Source organism: Streptomyces sp. NPDC025618, assembly GCF_055558795.1.
Genome location: NZ_JBVHLW010000022.1, coordinates 46,107 through 66,432 on the forward strand (window position 1 = coordinate 46,107; position 20,326 = coordinate 66,432).

General features: G+C 73.7%; 13 protein-coding genes. 6 read left to right on the forward strand and 7 right to left on the reverse strand.

Going from position 1 to position 20,326, the window contains the following annotated elements:
- From ACZ4A5_RS19470 to ACZ4A5_RS19490, 5 genes are all read left to right on the forward strand, one after another.
- The gene (locus ACZ4A5_RS19470; RefSeq protein ID WP_467585155.1) at positions 1-1,095 is read left to right on the forward strand and encodes a GNAT family N-acetyltransferase; all 1,095 of its coding nucleotides are present in this window, start codon (positions 1-3) and stop codon (positions 1,093-1,095) included.
- Between the two features lie 411 nt (positions 1,096-1,506).
- A complete protein-coding gene (locus ACZ4A5_RS19475; RefSeq protein WP_398872450.1) occupies positions 1,507-2,322 on the forward strand; it encodes a glycosyltransferase family 2 protein in 816 nt (271 codons plus the stop codon).
- A complete protein-coding gene (locus tag ACZ4A5_RS19480; RefSeq protein ID WP_467585158.1) occupies positions 2,319-3,425 on the forward strand; it encodes a glycosyltransferase family 2 protein in 1,107 nt (368 codons plus the stop codon). Before ACZ4A5_RS19475 ends, ACZ4A5_RS19480 begins: the two co-directional genes overlap by 4 nt.
- Positions 3,422-4,222, forward strand: a complete 801-nt coding sequence (locus tag ACZ4A5_RS19485; protein WP_467585161.1) for a polysaccharide deacetylase family protein — start codon at positions 3,422-3,424, stop codon at positions 4,220-4,222. Before ACZ4A5_RS19480 ends, ACZ4A5_RS19485 begins: the two co-directional genes overlap by 4 nt.
- The gene (locus ACZ4A5_RS19490; protein WP_467585164.1) at positions 4,215-8,054 is read left to right on the forward strand and encodes a lipopolysaccharide biosynthesis protein; all 3,840 of its coding nucleotides are present in this window, start codon (positions 4,215-4,217) and stop codon (positions 8,052-8,054) included. Before ACZ4A5_RS19485 ends, ACZ4A5_RS19490 begins: the two co-directional genes overlap by 8 nt.
- A gap of 49 nt (positions 8,055-8,103) precedes the next feature.
- Here ACZ4A5_RS19490 and ACZ4A5_RS19495 read toward each other — a convergent pair whose 3' ends face one another.
- The gene (locus ACZ4A5_RS19495; protein ID WP_467585167.1) at positions 8,104-9,510 is read right to left on the reverse strand and encodes a xylan 1,4-beta-xylosidase; all 1,407 of its coding nucleotides are present in this window, start codon (positions 9,508-9,510) and stop codon (positions 8,104-8,106) included.
- Positions 9,511-9,624: 114 nt separating this feature from the next.
- On the opposite strand from ACZ4A5_RS19495, the gene ACZ4A5_RS19500 reads away from it, so the two are divergent.
- Complete coding sequence (locus ACZ4A5_RS19500) at positions 9,625-10,773, forward strand: DUF5925 domain-containing protein (protein WP_467585309.1); 1,149 nt, start codon at positions 9,625-9,627, stop codon at positions 10,771-10,773.
- 162 nt (positions 10,774-10,935) lie between these two features.
- On the opposite strand, the gene ACZ4A5_RS19505 is transcribed toward ACZ4A5_RS19500, so the two are convergent.
- From ACZ4A5_RS19505 to ACZ4A5_RS19530, 6 genes are all read right to left on the reverse strand, one after another.
- On the reverse strand, positions 10,936-11,310 hold the full coding sequence (locus ACZ4A5_RS19505) for a GntR family transcriptional regulator (protein ID WP_467585170.1): 375 nt from the start codon (positions 11,308-11,310) through the stop codon (positions 10,936-10,938).
- A gap of 74 nt (positions 11,311-11,384) precedes the next feature.
- Positions 11,385-13,238 (reverse strand): asparagine synthase (glutamine-hydrolyzing), encoded by a 1,854-nt coding sequence (gene asnB / locus ACZ4A5_RS19510; protein WP_467585174.1) that lies wholly within the window; start codon positions 13,236-13,238, stop codon positions 11,385-11,387.
- A gap of 216 nt (positions 13,239-13,454) precedes the next feature.
- A complete protein-coding gene (locus ACZ4A5_RS19515) occupies positions 13,455-14,642 on the reverse strand; it encodes a type III PLP-dependent enzyme (RefSeq protein ID WP_467585176.1) in 1,188 nt (395 codons plus the stop codon).
- Entirely contained in the window at positions 14,639-16,333 is a 1,695-nt protein-coding gene (locus ACZ4A5_RS19520; RefSeq protein ID WP_467585178.1) for an IucA/IucC family protein, read from the reverse strand. The genes ACZ4A5_RS19515 and ACZ4A5_RS19520 overlap by 4 nt, the downstream gene beginning before the upstream one ends.
- Before the next feature lie 433 nt (positions 16,334-16,766).
- The gene (locus ACZ4A5_RS19525) at positions 16,767-18,035 is read right to left on the reverse strand and encodes an ATP-grasp domain-containing protein (protein ID WP_467585312.1); all 1,269 of its coding nucleotides are present in this window, start codon (positions 18,033-18,035) and stop codon (positions 16,767-16,769) included.
- A 134-nt stretch (positions 18,036-18,169) separates the two neighbouring features.
- Complete coding sequence (locus ACZ4A5_RS19530; RefSeq protein WP_467585180.1) at positions 18,170-20,164, reverse strand: carboxyl transferase domain-containing protein; 1,995 nt, start codon at positions 20,162-20,164, stop codon at positions 18,170-18,172.
- Between the last annotated feature and the right edge of the window lie 162 nt (positions 20,165-20,326).

Below are 20,326 nucleotides of genomic sequence, written 5' to 3' on the forward strand. Positions count from 1 at the left end.
GTGAACATCAGCGTGTACCGCCCCGGCGAGCTCACCGCTGCGGACCGGGCGGCCTGGTCCGCCCTGCAGTCGCGGGCCTTCGAGGACGGCTCGCCGCAGCTGGCGAACCCCTTCCTGGCACCGGAGTTCGCCATGGCCGTCGGCCGCTGCCGGCACGGGGTGCGGGTCGCGGTCGTGCGGGAGGAGGGCGAGCCGGTGGCCTTCTTCCCCTACCAGCGCTCCCCGCTGGGCGTGGGCCGGGCCATCGGCCTCGGCGTCTCGGACGCCCAGGGGCTGGTCCACCGGCCCGGATTCCAGTGGGACGCACGGGAGTTGCTGCTCGCGTGCGGGCTCTCGGTATGGGAGTTCGATCACCTGGTGGAGGGCCAGAAGCCCTTCGAGGTCGGCGCCTCCGGGTCGTACGGCTCGCCCGTGGTCGACGTCGAGCAGGGCTTCGACTCCTATCTGGCGGCGCTGCGCAAGCAGTCGCCGAAGTTCACCCGCACCACCCTCGCCAAGGAGCGCAAGCTCGGCCGGGACCTCGGCGAGGTGCGCTATGTGCACGACGAGCGCGACCCGGCCGTGCTGCGCACCCTGATCGGCTGGAAGTCCGCGCAGTACCGAAGAACGGGGCGCAGCGACCGCTTCGCGCGGCCCTGGATCTCCCATCTGGTGGAACAGCTCTTCCACACCCGCGGCGCGTCGTTCGGCGGGCTGCTCTCGGTGCTCTACGCCGGCGAGCGGCCGGTCGCGGCGCACTTCGGGCTGCACTCGGGCCCGGTGCTCGCCTGCTGGTTCCCGGCGTACGACCCGGCGTTCGCCAAATACTCGCCGGGTCTGGTGCTGCACCTGCGGATGGCCGAGGGGGCCGCGGCCGCCGGCGTGGCCTATCTGGATCTGGGCCGCGGCGACAAGGCGTACAAGAACTCCCTCAAGACACGTGAACTCAGCGTGTCCGAAGGGTGGGTGACGCGCCATCACCCCGTCGCGCTGGGACACCGGGCCCGGCGCGCGCCGGTGCGGGCACTGCGCAACACCGTGCTGGCACGGCCGGAGCTCTTCGAGCACGCGGACCGGCTGCTCAAGCGCATGGGGCGGTTCCGCGCGGGGAGTTGAGGGCGCGGGCGCGCGCCTCCGAGTGCGCCGCCTACGGCGCATTCCGTCAACCAGGCGTGTGAAACGGGCGCAAAAAACACCCAAAGGAGGAGTCACCGCACCAGCTCTTGCCATACAGTCTCAAGCATCAATACCGTCGTACATCCACCCGCATCGGCCCATCAGTTACAGCGGCTCAAGGGGAGGGCTCAAGCGCCGCGATGGTGTCGGAGGCGGGGCGCGGTGGGGGGTGCCGCGTTCGGTAGTCACGGTCGCAGGGTCGCACGCCACGCGACCGGTCTTCGTTGTCAACTCACCCTGTCCGTACGGTGCTTCACGCAGTGGCGGGCGAGGCGAGTACCCCCTTTTCGAACCGGATCAGCCATTGGACCGCCGGGGGGCGGTCCACCGGACGAGAGGGAAATCCGACTCATGAGTTCTTTCCTTCGCCCTGCGACAGATCAGGAGCCGGCGCCGCCCGCCGGCCATTACCGACCGGTGAGCTCTCACCTGGCGATAGCGCCTCCGGTGAGCGTGGTCATCCCCGCCATGAACGAGGCGGAGAACCTCCCGTACGTCTTCAAGACGCTGCCGGCCTGGATCCACGAGGTCGTCCTCGTGGACGGCAATTCCACCGACGACACCATCGCCGTCGCCCGGGGCCTGTGGCCCGACGTCAAGGTCGTCGAGCAGCGCGGCAAGGGCAAGGGCGACGCGCTGATCACGGGTTTCGCCGCCTGCACGGGCGAGATCATCGTGATGGTCGACGCGGACGGCTCCGCGGACGGCAATGAGATCGTCACCTATGTCTCCGCCCTCGTCGGCGGCGCGGACTTCGCCAAGGGGTCCCGCTTCGCCAACGGCGGCGGCACCGATGACATGACACCGATCCGCAAGCTCGGCAACCGCGTCCTGTGCTCCCTCGTCAATCACAAGTTCGGCGCCCGCTACACCGATCTGTGCTATGGCTACAACGCCTTCTGGAAGCACTGCCTCGATGAAATCGCCCTGGACTGCGCGGGGTTCGAGGTCGAGACCCTGATGAACATCAGAGTCGTCAAGGCCGGACTGCGCGTCCAGGAGATCCCCAGCCATGAGTTCGTGCGCATCCACGGCACCAGCAATCTCCGTGCCGTGCGCGACGGGCTGCGGGTCCTGAAGGTCATTCTCAAGGAGCACGGGGCCCGCCGCCGGCGCCCGCACCGCCTCGCCATCGCGCCGGCGGCCAACCGCAGGGAAGTCTCTTGAGCAGCAGTCCCCCTCCTGCCGCCCCGGCCGGCGCACCGGACGTCTCCGTGGTCATCTGCGTCTACACCGAGGACCGCTGGGACGACATCCTCGCCGCGGTGGCCTCGGTGCGCGACCAGTCCTGGCCCGCGCTGGAGACCCTGGTCGTCGTCGACCACAACGACGCGCTGCTGCGCCGTCTCGCCAAGCGCTACGGCGACGACGGCGCCGGTGCGACGGCCGGGGTGCGGGTGCTCGCCAACACGGGCCCCCGCGGCCTGTCGGCGGGCCGCAACACCGGCATCGCCGCCTCCTCCAGCGAGGTGATCGCGTTCCTGGACGACGACGCGGTCGCCGAGCGGGACTGGCTGCGCCACTTCGCCTCGGCCTACACCGACCCGCGCGTGATGGCGGTCGGCGGCCGTACGGAGCCGGTGTGGGAGTCGCGGCGCAGGCCGGCCTGGTTCCCCGAGGAGTTCGACTGGGTCGTCGGCTGCTCCTACCGCGGGCTCGCGCCCGGCCGGGTCCGGGTGCGCAACATCCTCGGCGGCAACGCCTCCTTCCGCAGGTCGGCGTTCACGCTGGCCGGCGGGTTCGCCAGCGGCATCGGCCGGGACGGCGACCGGCTGCCGCTGGGCGGCGAGGAGACGGAGCTGTGCATCCGGCTGACCCGGGCCGTGCCGGAGGCGGTGCTGCTGATCGACGACCGGTCGGTGATCCACCACCGGGTGCCCGCCGCGCGGGAGCGCTTTCGCTATTTCCGTCAGCGGGCCTATGCCGAGGGGCTGTCCAAGGCCCTGGTCACCCGGAGCGTGGGGACGCGCTGCGGGCTGGCCTCGGAGCGCCGCTACACCACGCGCGTGCTGCCCGCGGGCGTCGCGCGCGGGGTGCGGGACGCCCTGCTCGGCAGGCCGGGCGGCGCGGGCCGGGCCGGGGCGATCGTGGCCGGGCTCGCGGTGACGGTGGGGGGCTATGCCCTCGGCACCCTGCGGGCCCGTCGCGGCGGAGCCCGGTTCGCGGTCGCGGCGGCGCCCGTGGGCGGCCCGCCGGCCGAGGAGCCGCACGGCGGACACGGTCCGAACGGCCCGGCAGCCGGCCCTCCCGCCGAGGAGGCCACCGGATGAGCGCGGAGACGGTGCCGATACTGATGTACCACGCCGTGGCGGAGACCCCCGCGCGCAAGGCGTACGGCCTGTCGGTCTCCCCCGAGTCGTTCGCGGGGCAGATGCGGCTGCTGGCCGAGCGCGGGTTCACCCCGCTGACGGCCGAGCAGCTCGCCGCCGCCTGGCGGACCAGCGCCGTGCTGCCGCCGAAGCCCGTGCTGATCACCTTCGACGACGGCTACGAGGGCGTGCACCGGCACGCCCTTCCCGCGCTCGTGCAGCACGGCTTCACCGCGACGCTCTTCGCGTCCACGGGGTGGCTGCGCGGTGAGCACGACACGGGCGGCGCGCTCGACCTGATGCTGACCTGGGACCAGGTGCGGGAGCTGGTCGCGGCGGGGGTGGAGGTCGGCGGGCACAGCCACACCCACCCGCAGCTCGATCAACTGGCCGATGAACGGCTGTGGTTCGAGGTGCAGCGGTGCCGGGAGATCCTTGCGGGTGAGCTGGGGCGCCCACCGGTGTCCTTCGCCTATCCCTACGGTTATTCCGACCGCCGGGTGCGGCGCACGGTCCGGGCGGCGGGCTTCAGCGTCTCGCTGGCCGTGGGCAACACCCTCGCCGCGCGCCCGCAGGGGCCGTACGCCCTGGAGCGGGTCACGGTGCGGCGCTCGACCGGGCTCGGCGAGTTCGCGCGGCTCGTCGAGGGCCGGTCACTCGGCCGGCTCTTCGTCCGGGACCGCACGCTGACCAAGGGGTACGCCATATATCGCAGAACCCGACAAGCCGTCAGGAAGGCAAGCGAAGCCCGTGTCTGACACGTCCACCCGCACCGAGGAACGGGAGACGGAGGGGCCGGCCGGCCGCAGGCTGCGACTGCCGGGGCGGGGCGGCGGAAGTCCGCTGTTCCGCAACGCCTTCGCGCTGATGCTCAACACGGGCATCAGCGCCGTCCTCGGGGTGGGTTACTGGCTGGTCGCCGCCCGGTACTACTCCGAGGACGCGGTCGGCCAGGGCTCCGCGGCCATCGCCGCGATGAAGCTCCTGGCGGGGCTCACCGCGGTCACCCTGACGGGGGCGCTGGCCCGCTTCATCCCCACGGCCGGCCGGATGACGGGGCGGCTCGTCTTCCGTACGTACGCGGGGAGTTCGGTGGTCGTCGCGCTGGCCGCGACGGTCTTCCTGCTCACGCTCAACCTCTGGGGCCCCTCCTACCGCTTCCTGCACGGGCCCCTGCACGGCATCGGCTTCATCATCGCGGTCGCCGCCTGGTCGGTGCTCACCCTGCAGGACGGGGTGCTGACCGGGCTGCGCAGCGCCTTCTGGGTGCCGGTGGGCAATACGGTCTTCTCGGCCGTGAAGCTGGCCCTGCTGGTGGGGGTCTCGGCGGCGCTGCCGACGTCCGGGGTGTTCGTCTCCTGGGTCGTCTCCATCGGTGTCTCGGTGCTGCCGCTGGGGTGGCTGGTCTTCCGGCGGCTGGTGCCCCGGCACGTGGCGGCGACCGAGGCGACGGCGCGGACGGCGTCGTACCGCGAGATGGGGCGCTTCCTCGCCGGGGACTACACGGGGTCGCTGTTCTCCCTGGCCGTGGTCTATCTGGTGCCGGTGATCATCGCCTCGCAGGTCAGCGCCACGGACAACGCGTATTTCTACATCACCACCACCATCGGCGGCACCACCAACCTGCTCGCCATCAACATGGGCGCCTCCCTCACGGTCGAGGGCTCGCACGACCCGGCGCGGCTGGCGGAGAACTGCCGGGCGGCGCTGCGCCGGATGGCGAAGATCATGGTGCCGGTCTGTGTGCTGCTGTTCGTCCTCGCGCCGTACATCCTGCGGGTCTTCGGCCAGGGCTACGCGGACGCGGCGACGCCGCTGCTGCGCTGGTTCGCGGTGGGGGCGGCGCTGCGGGTGGTCATGGAGACCTATTTCGCGGTGCTGCGGGCGCAGAGCCGCACGGCCGGACTCGCCTATCTCCAGGGCCTGTTGTGCGTCCTGGTGCTGGGCCTGACACTGCTGCTCCTGCCCCGGATGGGCCTCACGGGCGCCGGGGTCGCGGAGATCTCCAGCCTCGCGGTGATCGTCTCCATCTCCGCGGTCAAGCTGCGCAGGATCCTCAAGGCGGCGACGCCGCGGGCCGTCCCCCCGGTGGCCTACGCGCCCGATGTGGCGCCCGACGGTGACCTCGCGGATCTCGCGGTGCGCGGTGACCGGCGGGACGCCCCCGGCGGGCCGCGCCCGGCCCGGCGGGGCCTCGGGCGGGCCTTAGCGGCCCGGACGGCCTCGGACGGCGGGCAGCGCGAGGGCGGGCGGTACGGCACGCGCTGGGCGCTGAGAGCGGCGCTCGACGCGGACACGATGCCCCTGGGGGTGCGGTTGGACTTCGACCACTTGGAGCGGCGCCCCGATCTCCGGCACACGCCGGACGGGATGGCGCTGTCCTCGGTGCCGCCGCCGCTGCCGAAGGCGGACGCCGCCGCCCCGACCCAGGCGGAACCCGTGCCGGCGGCACCGGCCACGACCGCCCCGGCCACGACCGCCCCGGCCGAGGCGCGGCCCGCCGAGGGCCAGGCGGCACCGCGGTCACCCGCGGCGAAGCCGGCCGCGGAGCAGCCTGCCGCGGACGGGCCGCTCCCCCGCCCGGCCACCCCCTGGTGGCGGCGGCCCGAGCCCGGGATCTGGCTGCTCCTCCTCGGCGCGCTCGCGCTCTACTGGACCCCGCTGGCCTCCCTCGGCGAGCCCGGCCTGGACGGCATGGGCGGGCTCGGGCTGGTCTCCGTGCTGCCCGTGGCGACGCTGGCGGGCGCCGCCCTGCTGATCGTGTCGTTCGCCGCCGCCCTGGGGCTCGCCCGGCAGCGCCGGTGGCTGCTGACCGCGGTGCTGCTGCTGACCGTGGTCTCCCTGCACGCCGCGCCCGCCGTGCTGGAGGCGCAGCCGCGCTTCGCGACGGCGTGGCAGCACCTGGGGTTCATCGACTTCATCGACCGCGCGGGGGTGGCGGCGCCCGACCTCGACGCCCGCTGGAGCTGGCCGGGCTTCTTCGCCGTCGCCGCGTTCGTGGCGCGGGCCTGCGGGGTGAGCGACCTCTCCGGGGTGCTGCGCTGGTGGCCGCTGACCGTGCAGCTGCTGAGCCTGGCACCGCTGGCCCTGCTGCTGCGGGCCGTGCGGGCGGGGTGGCGGGCGAAGTGGACGGCGGCCTGGCTGTTCGTGCTGTGCGGCTGGGTGGGCCAGGACTACTTCTCGCCGCAGGCGCTCAACTACCTCTTGTATCTGCTGTTCGTGGCCGTGCTGCTGGTGTGGTTCCGCTGGCCGCGGCAGCTGCGCGGGAAGCTGCTGCCGGGCGAGGCGGAGGTCGCGCTCGCGGGCCGCGGCGAGCTGGGGGTCCTGCTCGCGGTGGTGCTCGCGGTGTTCGCCGCGTCGGTCGCGAGCCATCAGCTCACCCCGTTCGTGATGCTCGGGGTGGTGACCGCGCTGGTCGTCACCCGGCGCTGCACGCTGCGCGGACTGCCCCTGCTGTGCGCGGTGATGGTCGCGGTGTGGGTGGGCTTCCTCGCGGAGCCCTACTGGTCGGGCCACTTCGACGAGCTCTTCGGCGGCCTGGGCTCCCTGGGCGGCAATGTCTCCTCGTCGGTCTCGGGCCGCATCGAGGGCGGCAGCGCCACGCACAAGCTGGTGCTGTACGTCCGGGTGGCGCTGGCGGGCGGGGTGCTGGCCTTCGCCGCGCTCGGCTGGTGGCGCCGCCGCCGGTCCGGGATCGGCGACGTGGCACTGCTGCTGCTCACGGCGGTGCCGTTCCTCGCCTTCGGGATGCAGTCGTACGGCGGTGAAGTCGCCCTGCGTGTCTTCCTGTTCGCCGTTCCGGGCGCCTGTGTCCTGGCCGCGCTCGCGCTCTTCCCACGCACCCGCGCGACGGCGCGCAGCGGCGTGCTCGGGCCGGTGGCCGCGCTGGTCGCCGGGCTCGTCCTCGTCTTCGGCTTCCTGGTGGCCCGCTGGGGCAACGAGTCCTTCGAGCGGGTGCGGCCCGGCGAGGTCGCCGCGATGAACTATGTGTACGCGCACGACAAGCCGACGGCGCACCTGCTGTGGATGAGCAACGACACCGTCAAGAACGTCACGCCCGCCATGCCCTGGGGCAGCCGCGACATGGAGCGGGTGCTCTACGACCCGACGCTCGCGCCCCGCGACCCGGCGCGGGTGGACGACCTGGTGGCCGCGCTGCGCAAGGCCGGGCCCCGGGCGTACCTCATGGTGAACAGCGGCCAGTCGGTCTATCTCCAGCTCGACTCCGGCTACGCGCCCGACTGGGACGCCCGGGTGCGGCACACCCTGGACGGCCGGCCGGAGCTGCGGCGGGTGCTGTCCAACGACGACGCGGTGCTCTACGAACTGAGGAACCCGCCCGCGGGTGAGGCCCCGCAGCCCCGCCCGGGCCCGCCCGGGCCGATCGTGACGTGGACACCGGTCTCGGTGATCGGTGCGCTGGCGGCGGGGGCGCTGCTGCTGCTCCTGTCCGCGCGCGAGGTGCTGCGGGTGGTGGGCCGCCCCGGAGTCCGCCAGCTGCGCTGGCTCCAGAGCTCCTACTGGTTCGCGCTGCCGCTGCTGGTGGTCCTGCTGGTGTCCCTGGTGACCCGTATGGCGACGTTCTCGTAGGCCGCCCGTTCCCCGGGAGGGGCCCGGAGCGGTCCGGCCTGCGGGGCGGTCAGCCCAGCCACCGCACCTCGTACGGCTTGAGGTCGATCGTGTGGCCGTCCACCGTCGCGGTCAGCGCCCGGTTCTGCGTGTTCACGGCCAGGGTCGTGGTGTCCGACGCCAGGGTGCGTACGGTTCCCGCGTCCGCCCCCGTGACGTCCACGGAGTGGAACCGCGTGCCCGTCGGGAAGGACTTCGCGAAGCGTGCCAGCAGGTCCAGCATGGGCAGTGCCGTGCCGCCGTCCGGCAGTTCGGTGCTGCGCCACAGGCAGCCGGGGCAGTCGGCCGCTCTCGACTCCGGGTTCCAGTAGAACGCGGTCGCGGCCCCGGCCCCGGCCAGCTGCTGCATCGCCACGGCCTGCACGGCCGTGCGGTGCTCCTCCGTCCAGCCGTTGCGGTTGTCGTTGGCGTCGGGCGGCTCGACGTACCACTCGGACCACCACACCGGCAGGCCGGTGGTTCTGGCCAGCCAGGCGGTCACGTCGGCGAACTTCCGGGTGGCGCCGAACTCGTCGGGCAGCAGCCGGTCGTTCTCGCGGGTGTAGCTGGCCCCGTCGACCGAGACGAAGTCCGCGCCCTTCTTGTGCGTATTCCAGTAGGAGATCGCGTCCACGGAGCGCTGGTCGACCGAGCCCCAGGCACCGCGCAGGGAGGAGGCGTTGGTGGCGTTGTCGGGGGGGTGGCTGTCGACGTTGATATAGGGGCCGCCGACGAGATTGCGGGCGTTCTGTCTCTTCAGCTCCGCGTAGACCAGGTTGTAGAGCTGGGTGTAGCCCTCGTAGTCCCAGCGGTTCCTGGACTCGTCGAAGAAGCCCTTGAACTCGTTCCACACGACGAAGTGGTGGATGTCCGGATAGCGCTTGGCGATCACGCCGACGAGCTGGGCGAAGTCCTTGTAGTGGCTGGGCAGGGGCGCCTTCTCCAGGGACTTCTGCGACCAGTCGGTCGCGCCCGCGGTGCCGCCCTTCATCCAGTCGGGGGCGCAGCAGAGCGTGAGGACGGGGGTCGCGCCGGTCTTGCGCATGAAGGCGACACGCCGGTCGAGGTCCCCGAAGTTGTATGTGCCGGGCTTGGGTTCGGGGTTGTCGGCGCCCCAGCCCATGATGTGCTGGTTCTGCGGCAGGGAGGCGTCCGCGAGCAGCTTGGCCGCCGCGGCTCGGGCGCCGTCGTCGCCGTGGTCGGCGCTGTACTGGGTGTGGGTGAAGCCGAAGCCCAGGGCGGCCGCGCCGCCACCGCCCCGGTCGCCGTCCGAACCGCCGGGGCCGCCCGGGCCGCCGGATCCGCCACCGCCGTCCCAGCCGCCGCTGAGGACGGCGACCAGCAGCGCGAGCGCCAGCACGCCGCTCACGAGCAGTGCGGCGACCCGCCACCGCCCTGTCCGAGAGAAAAACGCCCGAGGTGCCCCATGACGCGCCATCACGGGCAAGGGTATCCACGGGTGGACCGATGTGCGGCGGCTTCCGCGCGAACACGGGGACAAGCGGGAAAAACCTGTGTGCGCAAGAGCCTCCGGTGCCGGATCATGGGCGGCATGTGCGCCGATGTCCGTCCCGAAGCCAGGAGGCAGATCCTGCCCACCGACCCGGCCCCCACCCCCGCGGAGAAATCGCTCCCGCTCCGGCTGAACGTGGACGACAGCGATTCGCCGTCCGATGTCATCGACGCGCTGTTCCTGGGCCGGTTCGCCACCGGGGAACAGCCGTACGCGCGCAGCCGCTCCGTGGACCGCGTCAAGCCCGGCGCCTCGCTGCTGCCGCCCTCGGCGAGCGTGGTGCGTGCCGCGCGGGACGAGGACCGCAGCGCGACGCTCGCCGAGGGCGACGGGTGGACGCTGCTGATCTCCCGCTGGAACCGCGGCGCGGACGTGTCCGTGACGGCGACCAGCGACGACCTGGCCGGGAAGGTGCTCGGCCAGGCCGTGGACGACGCGGAGGACGAGCCGGAGCCGCAGCCCGAGCACGTCACGATGGGGTTCTGGTACGTCTCGCCCCGGCGCGGCCCGCACCGTACGACGCGGCAGATCTCGGCCGGCACCTGGCAGGAGGTGCGGCCCAACTACACGGCGCCGGTGGCCGACGCGATGGACCGGCTGATGAAGGTCACCCCGGACGACATCGCGGGCCGGCTGCTGCTCCTGCACGGCCCGCCGGGCACCGGCAAGACGTCCGCGCTGCGGACGCTGGCCCGGTCGTGGCGTGACTGGTGCCAGGTCGACTGCGTGCTGGACCCGGAGCGGCTGTTCAACGACGTCGGCTATCTGATGGACATCGCGATCGGCGAGGACGAGGGCTCGGCGAAGGGCCGTTGGCGGCTGCTGTTGCTGGAGGACTGCGACGAGCTGATCCGCGGCGAGGCGAAGCACACGGCGGGGCAGGCGCTCTCGCGGCTGCTGAACCTCACGGACGGGCTGCTCGGGCAGGGCCGCAATGTCCTGGTCGGGGTCACCACGAACGAGGATCTGGAGCGGCTGCACCCCGCTGTCGTGCGGCCGGGCCGCTGCCTGGCGCGCATCGAGGTGGGCCCGCTGACGCGCAAGGAGTCCGTGGCCTGGCTCGGCCGGGAGGAGGGCGTGGGACGGGACGGCGCGACGCTCGCGGAGCTCTTCGCCCTGCGGCGGGGGACGGGGCCGGCGTCGGTGCCGGCGCAGCACGACGGGCAGGACGCGGGGCTCTATCTCTGAGCGCTCCGCCGGCCGTACCGAGAGGTGCCGTCGCTCGTCCGCGGCGCCGTCGTGGCCGGTCGCGCCCACGCGGCGGAGCCGCACCCCGACGCCGCCCCGTGTCCCTTCAGAGCGCTGCCGAAGGGGACTTCGGCCCCCTGCTCAAGCGCTTCCCCGGCCGCCTCAGCCGCCGTACGTGGCGCGCAGCGCGTCCTCGGCGGCGGCCAGGGCGGCGGCGCGGTCGAGGCCCAGCCGGTGCGCGCGCTGCGCGAAGGCGGCGGCCGCGGCCGCCGCCTCACGGGCCGCCGTGTCGCCGGGCGCCGCCACGAACGTGCCGTGGCGGCCCCGGGTCTCGATGACTCCGTCCGCTTCGAGCGCGCGGTACGCCTTGGCCACCGTGTTCGCCGCGAGGCCGAGTTCCTCGGCGAAGCCCCGTACGGTCGGGAGCTTGTAGCCGACGGGCAGGGCGCCGGAGCGGGCCCGCTCGGCGATGCCGGCGCGGATCTGCTCGAAGGGCGGCTCGGCCGCGTCGGGGTCGACGGTCAGGTGCAGGGCCACGGTGGGACTCCCGGTTCGGCGAAGGGTTGTGTCACCCATTGTGCGTCAGGCGGTCCCACCGTGCCCGGGTGGCGTCAGAGCTCCAGCGACGCGCCGTAGGTGGTCAGCCAGGTGTCCAGGCTGAGGACGAGCTCGGTGGTGGACTGGAAGGCCGCGCCGGTGCCCTGGGTGAGCGAGCCGGTGACGGCGGCGGTGTCCAGCAGGGCGTGGACGGGCTTGTTCCGGTCGGCCAGCACGCGGCGCAGCTCCGCGCGCAGGACGTCGGGGTAGCGCGGGTCCTGGCTGCTGGGGTAGGGGCTCTTGACGCGGTCGGCGACGGACGTGGGGAGCAGGTCGCGGGCGGCGGCGCGCAGCAGGGACTTCTCGCGGCCGTCGAAGGTCTTCATCGCCCAGGGGGTGTTGAAGACGTACTGCACGAGGCGGTGGTCGCAGAAGGGCACGCGCACCTCCAGGCCGGTGGCCATGCTCACGCGGTCCTTGCGGTCGAGCAGCAGCTGCACGAAGCGGGTGAGGTGCAGATAGCTGATCTCGCGCATGCGGGCCTCGAGGCCGGTCTCGCCCGCGAGCCGGGGGACCTCGGCGAGGGCCTCGCGGTAGCGGTTCTCGCGGTAGCCGGCGAGGTCGATCTTGGTCAGGAGGCCCGGGTCGAGGAAGTCGGTGCGGTCGCCGCTGCCGTCGCCGGAGACGGTGTCGAAGATGCGGGCGGTGAGCCAGGGGAAGGTGTCTCCGTTGACGGCCTCGGCGTCGTGGAACCAGCGGTAGCCGCCGAAGACCTCGTCGGCCGACTCGCCCGACAGCGCGACCGTGGAGTGCTCGCGGATCGCCTTGAAGAGGAGGTAGAGCGAGGTGTCGACCTGGCCGAAGCCGACGGGCAGGTCGCGGGAGCGCAGCACGGCGTCGCGGTTGCCGCGGTCCATCAGGGTCGCGGTGTCGAGGACGATGTCGGCGTGGTCGGCGCGTACGTGCTCGGCGAGTGCGTGCGCGAAGGGGCCGTCGGGGGTGCCGCGCAGGTCGCTGGCCTTGAAGTTCTCGGTCTGGCCCGCGAAGTCGACGGCGAAGGAGCGCACCGGGCCGTGGCCGCCGTCGGCCAGGCCCTTGGCGGCGAGGGCGGTGATGACGGAGGAGTCGAGCCCGCCGGAGAGCAGGGTGCACAGCGGGACGTCGGCGATGAGCTGGCGGGAGACGATGTCCTCCAGCAGCTCGCGGATGTGGCCGACGGTGGTGTCGAGGTCGTCGGTGTGCTCGTGGGATTCGAGCGCCCAGTAGCTGCGCTCGGTCAGGCCGCCGCGGCGCACCCGGACGGTGTGGCCGGGCCGCACCTCGCGCATGCCCTTGTAGATGCCGTGGCCGGGGGTCTTGGTGAAGGCCAGCATCTCGGCGAGGCCCTCGGCGTCGACGACCGGGCGGACGTCGGGGTGGGCGAGGATCGACTTGGGCTCGGAGCCGAAGATCACGCCGTCGCGGGTGGGGAAGTAGAAGAGCGGCTTGACGCCCATCCGGTCGCGGACGAGGAGGAGCTCCTCGGTGCGCGGGTCCCAGACGGCGAAGGCGTAGATGCCGTTGAGGCGCTCGGCGGCGGCCTCGCCCCATTCGAGGTAGGCGTGGAGCACGACCTCGGTGTCGCTGGTGGTGCGGAAGGTGTGGCCGCGGCTCTCCAGCTCGGCGCGCAGCTCACGGAAGTTGTAGACCTCGCCGCTGTAGGTGGTGGCGAGCAGGGTGCGGCCGTCGTGCTCGACGAGCATCGGCTGCTTGCCGCCGTCGAGGTCGATGATGGACAGTCGGCGGTGTCCCAGTGCGGCGTGGGTGTCCAGCCATATGCCGCCGGCGTCGGGACCGCGGCAGATGTGGGTCTCGTTCATCGCGTCGAGCGTGCCGCGCGCTGCGTTGAGGTCCTGCTCGTAGGCGATCCATCCGGTGATGCCGCACATGCTCGCGATGCTCCCCTTCGCTGGGCCGCCCCGGCCGGTTCCGGATGCGGCTGTCCCCGTGTGTGACAGGCCCGCCGTGATCTTCGCGGCGCGCCGCGAAGATCACGATACGCCTGCATAGATGCATTCACCATGCACGAACAGGGAAAACATTCGGATCGAACGGAAACCGGCGGTAACGCATCCCACCTGCGGCGATAGCGCATTGACACTTCGTCAGGTCAGAAAGTGGAACGTCGGTTCCGGGTGCATCAGGAAGTCGTGGTGCGAAATGTTCCAGGCGTACGCGCCCGCCATCGCGAAGGCGATCCGGTCCCCCACCCGCAGTTCGGCGACGGGCACCTGCCGCGCGAGCACGTCCTTGGGCGTGCACAGCTGCCCGGTCAGGGTCACGGGCTCGTCGAGCGCGGCGGGACGCGGCCAGGCGCGCGGCCACTCCTCGACCGGCAGCACGGTGAAAGGCTGGTCGTGCGCCTTGGCGGCGGGTGTGCGCAGGTGGTGGGTGCCGCCCCGCAGGACCGCGAACGCCTCCCCCTGGCTGTGCTTGAGGTCCAGCACCTCGGTGACGTACCAGCCGCAGTGCGCGGCCAGCGAGCGGCCGGGTTCCGTCCGCAGGGTGAGGCCGGGGTGCGCGGAGGCGAGTTCGCGCAGGCCCGCGCCGTAGGCCCGCCAGTCGAAGCGGGTGTGCGGGCGGACGTAGTCGACGGCCATCCCGCCCCCGACGTTCACCTCGGTCAGGGCGACCGCGTGCCGGTCGGCCAGGGACCGCGCCCAGCTCACCACCCGTGACGCGACGGCGAGATGCGTCGCCGCGTCGAGCCCGCTGGCGAGGTGGGCGTGGATGCCCCGCAGCCGCAGCCGGCGGCCGCGCAGCAGCGGAATGCAGGCTTCCGCCCGGTGCGGGTCGAGGCCGAAGGGGCCGGGCCGGCCGCCCATGGCCAGCACCGCGCCGTCCAGTTCACCGCTCGCGCCCATGGGGAGGTTGACGCGCAGGAGTACGTCGGCGGGCGCGGCGCCGGGCCGCTCGTCGGCGAGGTCCGCGAGCAGCCTCAGCTCGCTCTCGCTCTCCACGTGGAAGCGCTCCACGCCCAGTTCGAGGGCGAGCCGCAGCTCCTCCTCCGTCTTGCCGGGACCGCCGAAGGCGAGCGGCAGCCCGGGAACCTCCGCTCTGACGTGCGCCAGTTCGCCACCGGAGGACACCTCGTAGCCGTCGACGTGCGGGGCGAGCGCCCGGAGGATCTCCGGCGCGGGGTTGGCCTTGGCGGCGTAGTACAGCTCGACGCCCTCCAGTGAGGCACGCACCTCGCGGGCGTGGGCGTCGAGCGCGGTGAGGTCGTGGACGTACGCGGGCAGTTCGGGGCCGGGCAGGCGGGCGGCGAGCCCGGCGACGCGGGGGGTGATCACGGTGCGGTGCTCCAGGGTTCGGTACGGGGGTCGCGGGTGAGCGTGGACAGCAGGTCCGGCACGAGGGGCGAGGCGAGGCGCACATAGCCCGCGTGCCGGTCGGCCCTGCGCTCCCAGCGGGCCAGCAGATTGGCCTTGGCGGGCAGCGGCGCCCCGGCCACCAGCGCGCGCAGGAGCGGCGGTTCGCCGTGCGCGGCGGCGCGGGCGGCCAGGGTCCGGCGGACAGCGGCCCACAGCCGGGGTTCGAGGTGGGGGTGGAGGTCGGCGAGCGCCGCGAGCATCTCGGCGACGTGGTTGACGAGGAGGCAGTAGACGACCCGGTCCCACCCGCGCTCCCGGTCGTACGTCAGGGGGCCGGCCACGTCCTGCGGCAGCGCGGCGAGGGCGGCGGCGTGCCGGCCGGGGAGCAGCTTGGTGCCTTCGAGGTCACGGAAGAGCACCTGGCGGGGCATGCCGTCGGGGCCGAGGCCCACGACGACGTTCTGGAGGTGGGGTTCGAGGACGACTCCGTGGTCGAAGTAGGCGGCGAGCACGGGCGGCACGAGCAGTTCGAGGTAGGCGTCCCACCAGGCGAGCGCTCCGGCGGGCCCGGCGCCGGCCAGGAGCAGGCCGAGGTGGGCACCGCCGGTGGGGTATTCGTCGGCGACGGCCGCCGCGAGCAGTCCGGTGACGCCGGGGGCGAGCCGGGCGGCGAGGCCCTCGCGGACGATGACGCCGAAGCCCTCCGCGAGGTCGCGGCTGCCGAGGTCGAGGGTGCGGTAGCCGGGCTCGCGCAGCAGGTCGGCGCCGGGGAAGCGGGCGGCCAGGGCGGTGGCGACGGGCTCCAGGAGCCGGGTGAGGGCGACGGCGCCCGCCAGCTCGTACTCGGCGTTCTTGCGCAGGCAGTTGGTGATGCGGACGTTGAGGCTGAACTTCAGGAAGTCCCGGCCGTCGTAGAGGGTGCGTACGGACGCGGTGGGCGCGAAGCCGTCGCCGCCGGGCCCGAGGTCGAGGACGTCGCCCCGGGCGAGGGCGGCGCGCAGCGCGGGGTGGCCGCGGAGCGTGGCGTACTGCCAGGGGTGCGCGGGCAGCAGGCGGTATCCCTCGGGCACGGGCCGCTGCCGGTCGAGAGGGGCCAGGGCGTCGTCCGTCGCGGCCTCCTCGCGCACGCACGCGCGGCGTACGGCCAGGTGGTGCAGGGGGAACCGGGCGCGGTTCTCGGGGGCGTAGCGGTGCCAGTCGGCGGCCGTGCCGGTGCGGGCCTTGGGGGTGGGGTGGAAGCGGTGACCGAAGAGCAGGGACTGCTCGGAGTCCAGATAGGCGTCGGCTCCCGCCGCGTCGCGCGCGGTGCCGAGAGCGGCGGTCACCCCGGCGTGGCTGGCGGCCACCTGTCCGAGGAACTCGTCGTTGTCCACGCCCGTGCGCAGCTCCAGCTCCCGGTGGACGCGCTCGGCGAACGCCTGCCAGGTCAGCTCGGTCCAGGTGTCGCCGCGCCGTTCGGCGACCGGCCCGGTGAAACGGTGGGCGCCGATGAGGGACACGCGCCGCAGCGCTACGCGGAGCAGTGTGCCGGTGCGGGGCAGGCGGAGCAGCAGCCTGCCGTCGGTGACGGCGGTCTGGTGCTCGGGTCCCGAGATCTCTCTGAGCAGGCAGTTGAGGAGGGTGTGGGTGACGATGTGATCGGCGGACGTCAGGGCGGGGGGTGCGGTCATGTCGGGGCGGCTCCGTTGGGCGCTGCGCTTTGCCGGCGGGTTGCTCTGAGTGCGGTTCGCTGTCGGGGCGGGGGCGTTGTCGCCTGCGGCGGGCTTTTCCTCTACCCCGCCCCTTCCCGGCTGCACCTGATGTGCGGCTCCGCCGCGTGGGGGCTCGCGCCCCGGCCCCCGGCTGCCCCGCCGTTGCCTCCCCCAGCTACCGCGGGGAGGTGCCCCCAGCGGCGGGAGCGGCCTGCGGCCGCGTCCTCGAACGCCGGACGGGCTGATTGTGCGGGTCCATGGCGCCTGCGGCGCGCCCGCCCAGGCACCCAGCGAGGTTCGAGGAGTTCCTCATCCATCCACCACCCGAAGATAATGGGGCCCTCCCCATAGTGCGCAGCCCACAGGGAGAGGACGCGCTGGAGGAGCTCGTCCTCCAGCGCGGCGCTGCCGGTCAGGCCCACGACATGATCTCCCAGCGCCGCGCCGCCAGGAATTCCTCGACGGCGCGGTCGATCCGGTCCTGGTCGGTGCCGGTCGCCCGGATGACGCCGAGATAGTCGCGGTTGGTGCGGTGGAGCGGGTGCGCCTGGCCGGTCACGCGCAGCGGCCGGTACACCAGCCGTACGCCGTCGTGCTCGGTGTCGCTCGCCGGAGGCGCCGTGGTGAGCGTGCCGCCGCGGTCGGCGCAGACGTACTCCACACGCGCCCGGCCGTCCGCGCGGGCCCCCAGGCGGGCGGGCAGCCGCTCGCCGAGGTGAGTGCGGAGGATGTGCGCGAAGAGGGGGATGCCGAGGGCGTCGGCGAGCGCCAGGTCGCACTGGTCGCCGATGGCACGGTAGTTGACCTCGACGATGCGGGCCCGGTCGCCCTGCGCGACGTATTCGGTGTGGCAGGCGCCGAACCCGACGCCGAGCGCGCGCAGTTGCCGCAGGGCGTCGGCGGCGTGCGGCAGCGGCGGGCCGGGCAGCAGGGTGAGCCGCTCCTCGATGAAGTACGGCAGGGGGGAGAGGCCGGTGCGGAAGGTGCCGAGGGTGTGCAGGGCGTGCCCGTCGCCGAGCGTCTCCAGGGTGTGCAGCGGACCGTCGAGGTACTCCTCGACGACCAGGGCGGCGCCGGGCCTTCGCGCGCGCGTCTCCCGGCAGCGGTGGGCGAGTTCCTCGGCGTCGCCGATCAGCGCCACGTCCTCGCCGGCCACGCCTTCGCGCGGCTTGAGCACGCAAGGGAAAGGGATGCCGCGGAGGGCGGGACCGGACGGGTCGTCGTGCGGGCCCAGTTCGGCGGAGCGCACGGTGTCGGCGCCCGCCCCGGCGAGGCTCCGGCGCAGCAGCGCCTTGTCCTTGGCGCGGAGCGCGGCCTTCCAGTCCTTGCCGGGCAGTCCGAAGTAGTCGGCGGCCAGCGCCGCCTGGACCTGGAGGTGATCGCTGTTGGTGAAGACGGCGTCGGGCCTCCCCAGCCGGTCGATCCGGCCGATGACCTCGCGGAAGTCCCGTACGTCGCAGGCCACGACGTCCGGTGGCGGCAGCGACGCGCGTCTCGCGTACGCGGCGCGGTGGGCGTCCGGCTGATCGGTGAGCAGCGTGACGGCGAGCCCGAGCGCGGCGGCCGCGGGCAGGAAGCCTTCGGTGACGGAGTCGGTGGGGTTGCGGGCGAGGAGGTGCAGACGCCCTTCCGCCGCCCCGCGCCGCGGGGGCGCGGCGGCGGGCGCGTGCGGCCCCGCCACGTCCGTCCGGCTGTGGGGGGCGCCTCGCGGAGCCACTGGTTCGACCACAGACAGACATTAAGTTAGGCGAGCCTAACCTTGTCAATCGCCTTAAGGAATCGGTGTGTTATGTCGCGTTCATCCCCAGGGCGGCGTCACCCCGGCAGCCCGATCCTCCGATAGCGCGCCCGCCGGTCCGACAGGCGTTCCCCCTGTTCACGCGCCGCGAGAGCGGACAGCTCGGCACCGAGGACCGCGCCGAGGCGCGCGAGGAACCCCTCCCCCTCCTCCACGACCACGTCCACGATGCCGTTGGCCGAGAGGTCCGCGGACCGCACCCCTTGCCGGTCGGCGACCTCGTACGCCCGGTCCGTCGTGCGGTGGAGGATCGCCGACGCGCCCTCCGGCGGCAGTGGCGAAAGCCACGCGTGCCGGGCCGCGACGACGCGGTCGGCGGGCAGCAGGGCGAGCGCGGCGCCGCCCGCGCCCTGTCCCAGCAGCAGGCAGAGCGTCGGGGCGGGCAGGGTCACGAGGTCGGCGAGGCAGCGGGCGATCTCCCCGGCCAGCCCGCCCTCCTCGGCGTCCCGCGAGAGCGCGGCGCCCGCCGTGTCGACGACGGTGAGCAGGGGGAGGCCCAGCTCCGCGGCGATCCGCATGCCGCGCCGCGCGGCCCGCAGCCCGGCGGGGCCGAGCGCCTGCCCGAGGCCCGGTACGGCGCGTTCGCCCCGGTCGTGGCCGAGGACGACGCAGGGCGTGCCGCCGACCCTGGCCAGGGCGAGCATCAGCCCGGGGTCGCGCTCCCCCGCCGCCGTACCGCTGAGCGGCGTCACATCGGTGGCGGCGGCCTCGAGCAACTCCCTTACGCCGGGCCGCCCGGGGAGGCGTGACCGGCGGATCGACTCGGCGGTGGGGACGCCCCCGGGCGGGGCGGCCCCGGCAGCCGCGCCCGGCCCGGCCGCGGATCCCCCCGCGACGGGCCCGGGGAGCGCCCCCGGCCTCCCGGCGACGGAACCGGCCTCCCCGGCAGGGGGCACGGCGGAGGCGCCGGACTCGGCGGAGGCACGGGGCCCGGCGGAAGCGCCGGGCACGGCAGAAGCACCGGACTTGGCGGAAGCACCGGACTCGGCCGAGACATCGAGCCCCCCGGAGGCACCAGGCACGGCGGCAGCGCCGGACTTGGCGGAGGCATCGGGCCCGGCAGAAGCACCGGACTTGGCTGAAGCGCCGGACTCGGCTGAGGCGCCAGGCTCAGCCGAGACATCAGACACGGCAGAGGCACGGGGCTCAGCGGAAGCGCCGGACTCGGCGGAGGCACGGGGCCCGGCGGAAGCGCCGGGCACGGCAGAGACACCGGGCCCGCCGGAGGCGCCGGGCACTGCGGAAGCACCGGCCTCGAAGCCCCTCGCCCCCGGACCCGCGTCGGACCCCGGCCCGGCGCCCGGCCCGTTCGCAGGGTCCCCGCCGGGGTCCCCGCACAGGACCCGCAGCGCCCGCGCCGCCACCCCCGAGAGGCGGGACGGCGGGAGTACCGCGTCCACCAGGCCGTTGGCCAGGAGGTTCTCCGCCACCTGGACGCCCGGGGGGAACTCCTCGCCGTAGAGCGCCTGGTGGACGCGCGGGCCCAGGAAGCCGATGAGGGCGCCCGGTTCGGCGGCCGTGAGGTGGCCGAGCGAGCCCCACGAGGCGAGGACGCCGCCGGTCGTGGGGTGGCGGAGATAGACGAGGTAGGGCAGGCCGGCGGCCTTGTGATCGGTGATGGCGGCGGCGACCTTGACCATCTGGAGGAAGGCGACCGTGCCCTCCTGCATCCGCGTGCCGCCCGACGCGGGCGCCGCCAGCAGCGGCAGCCGCTCGGCCGTGGCCCGCTCCACGGCCCGTACGAGCCGCTCCCCCGCCGCCACCCCGATCGACCCCGCCAGGAAGCGGAACTCGCAGGCCACCAGGGCCACTCGGCGCCCCTGGACCAGGCCCTCACCCGTGATGACGGACTCGTCGAGCCCGGTGCGCCCGCGGGCCGCGAGGAGGTCGGCGCGGTAGGCGGCGTCCTCGGTCGTCACCTCGACGGGCTCGTCCCAGCACCGCCAGCTGCCGGGGTCCACGGCGGCTTCGACGATCTCCAGGGCGGTCGCACGAGGGCTGTTCGCAGTCATGTGATCACCCTGCCACGCCCTCGCTCCCGTTTTCGAGACTCACCCGCGGCCCGTGCTGCCGCGTGCCCGGCTCCCTGGCCGGTTCCGGACGGCCGTTGTTTCGCCGGTGACCACGGCGCACAGACTGTCGGGGTCGAAAGGCGGCGGGTGAGAGGGGCGAGC

Excerpts from the sequence above, each read along its gene's own strand:
- ACZ4A5_RS19475 (WP_398872450.1), top strand. The coding sequence starts at position 1,507 with ATGAGTTCTTTCCTTCGCCCTGCGACAGATCAGGAGCCGGCGCCGCCC.
- ACZ4A5_RS19485 (WP_467585161.1), top strand. The coding sequence starts at position 3,422 with ATGAGCGCGGAGACGGTGCCGATACTGATGTACCACGCCGTGGCGGAG.
- ACZ4A5_RS19495 (WP_467585167.1), bottom strand. The coding sequence starts at position 9,510 with ATGGCGCGTCATGGGGCACCTCGGGCGTTTTTCTCTCGGACAGGGCGG.
- ACZ4A5_RS19500 (WP_467585309.1), top strand. The coding sequence starts at position 9,625 with ATGTGCGCCGATGTCCGTCCCGAAGCCAGGAGGCAGATCCTGCCCACC.
- asnB (WP_467585174.1), bottom strand. The coding sequence starts at position 13,238 with ATGTGCGGCATCACCGGATGGATCGCCTACGAGCAGGACCTCAACGCA.
- ACZ4A5_RS19520 (WP_467585178.1), bottom strand. The coding sequence starts at position 16,333 with ATGACCGCACCCCCCGCCCTGACGTCCGCCGATCACATCGTCACCCAC.
- ACZ4A5_RS19530 (WP_467585180.1), bottom strand. The coding sequence starts at position 20,164 with ATGACTGCGAACAGCCCTCGTGCGACCGCCCTGGAGATCGTCGAAGCC.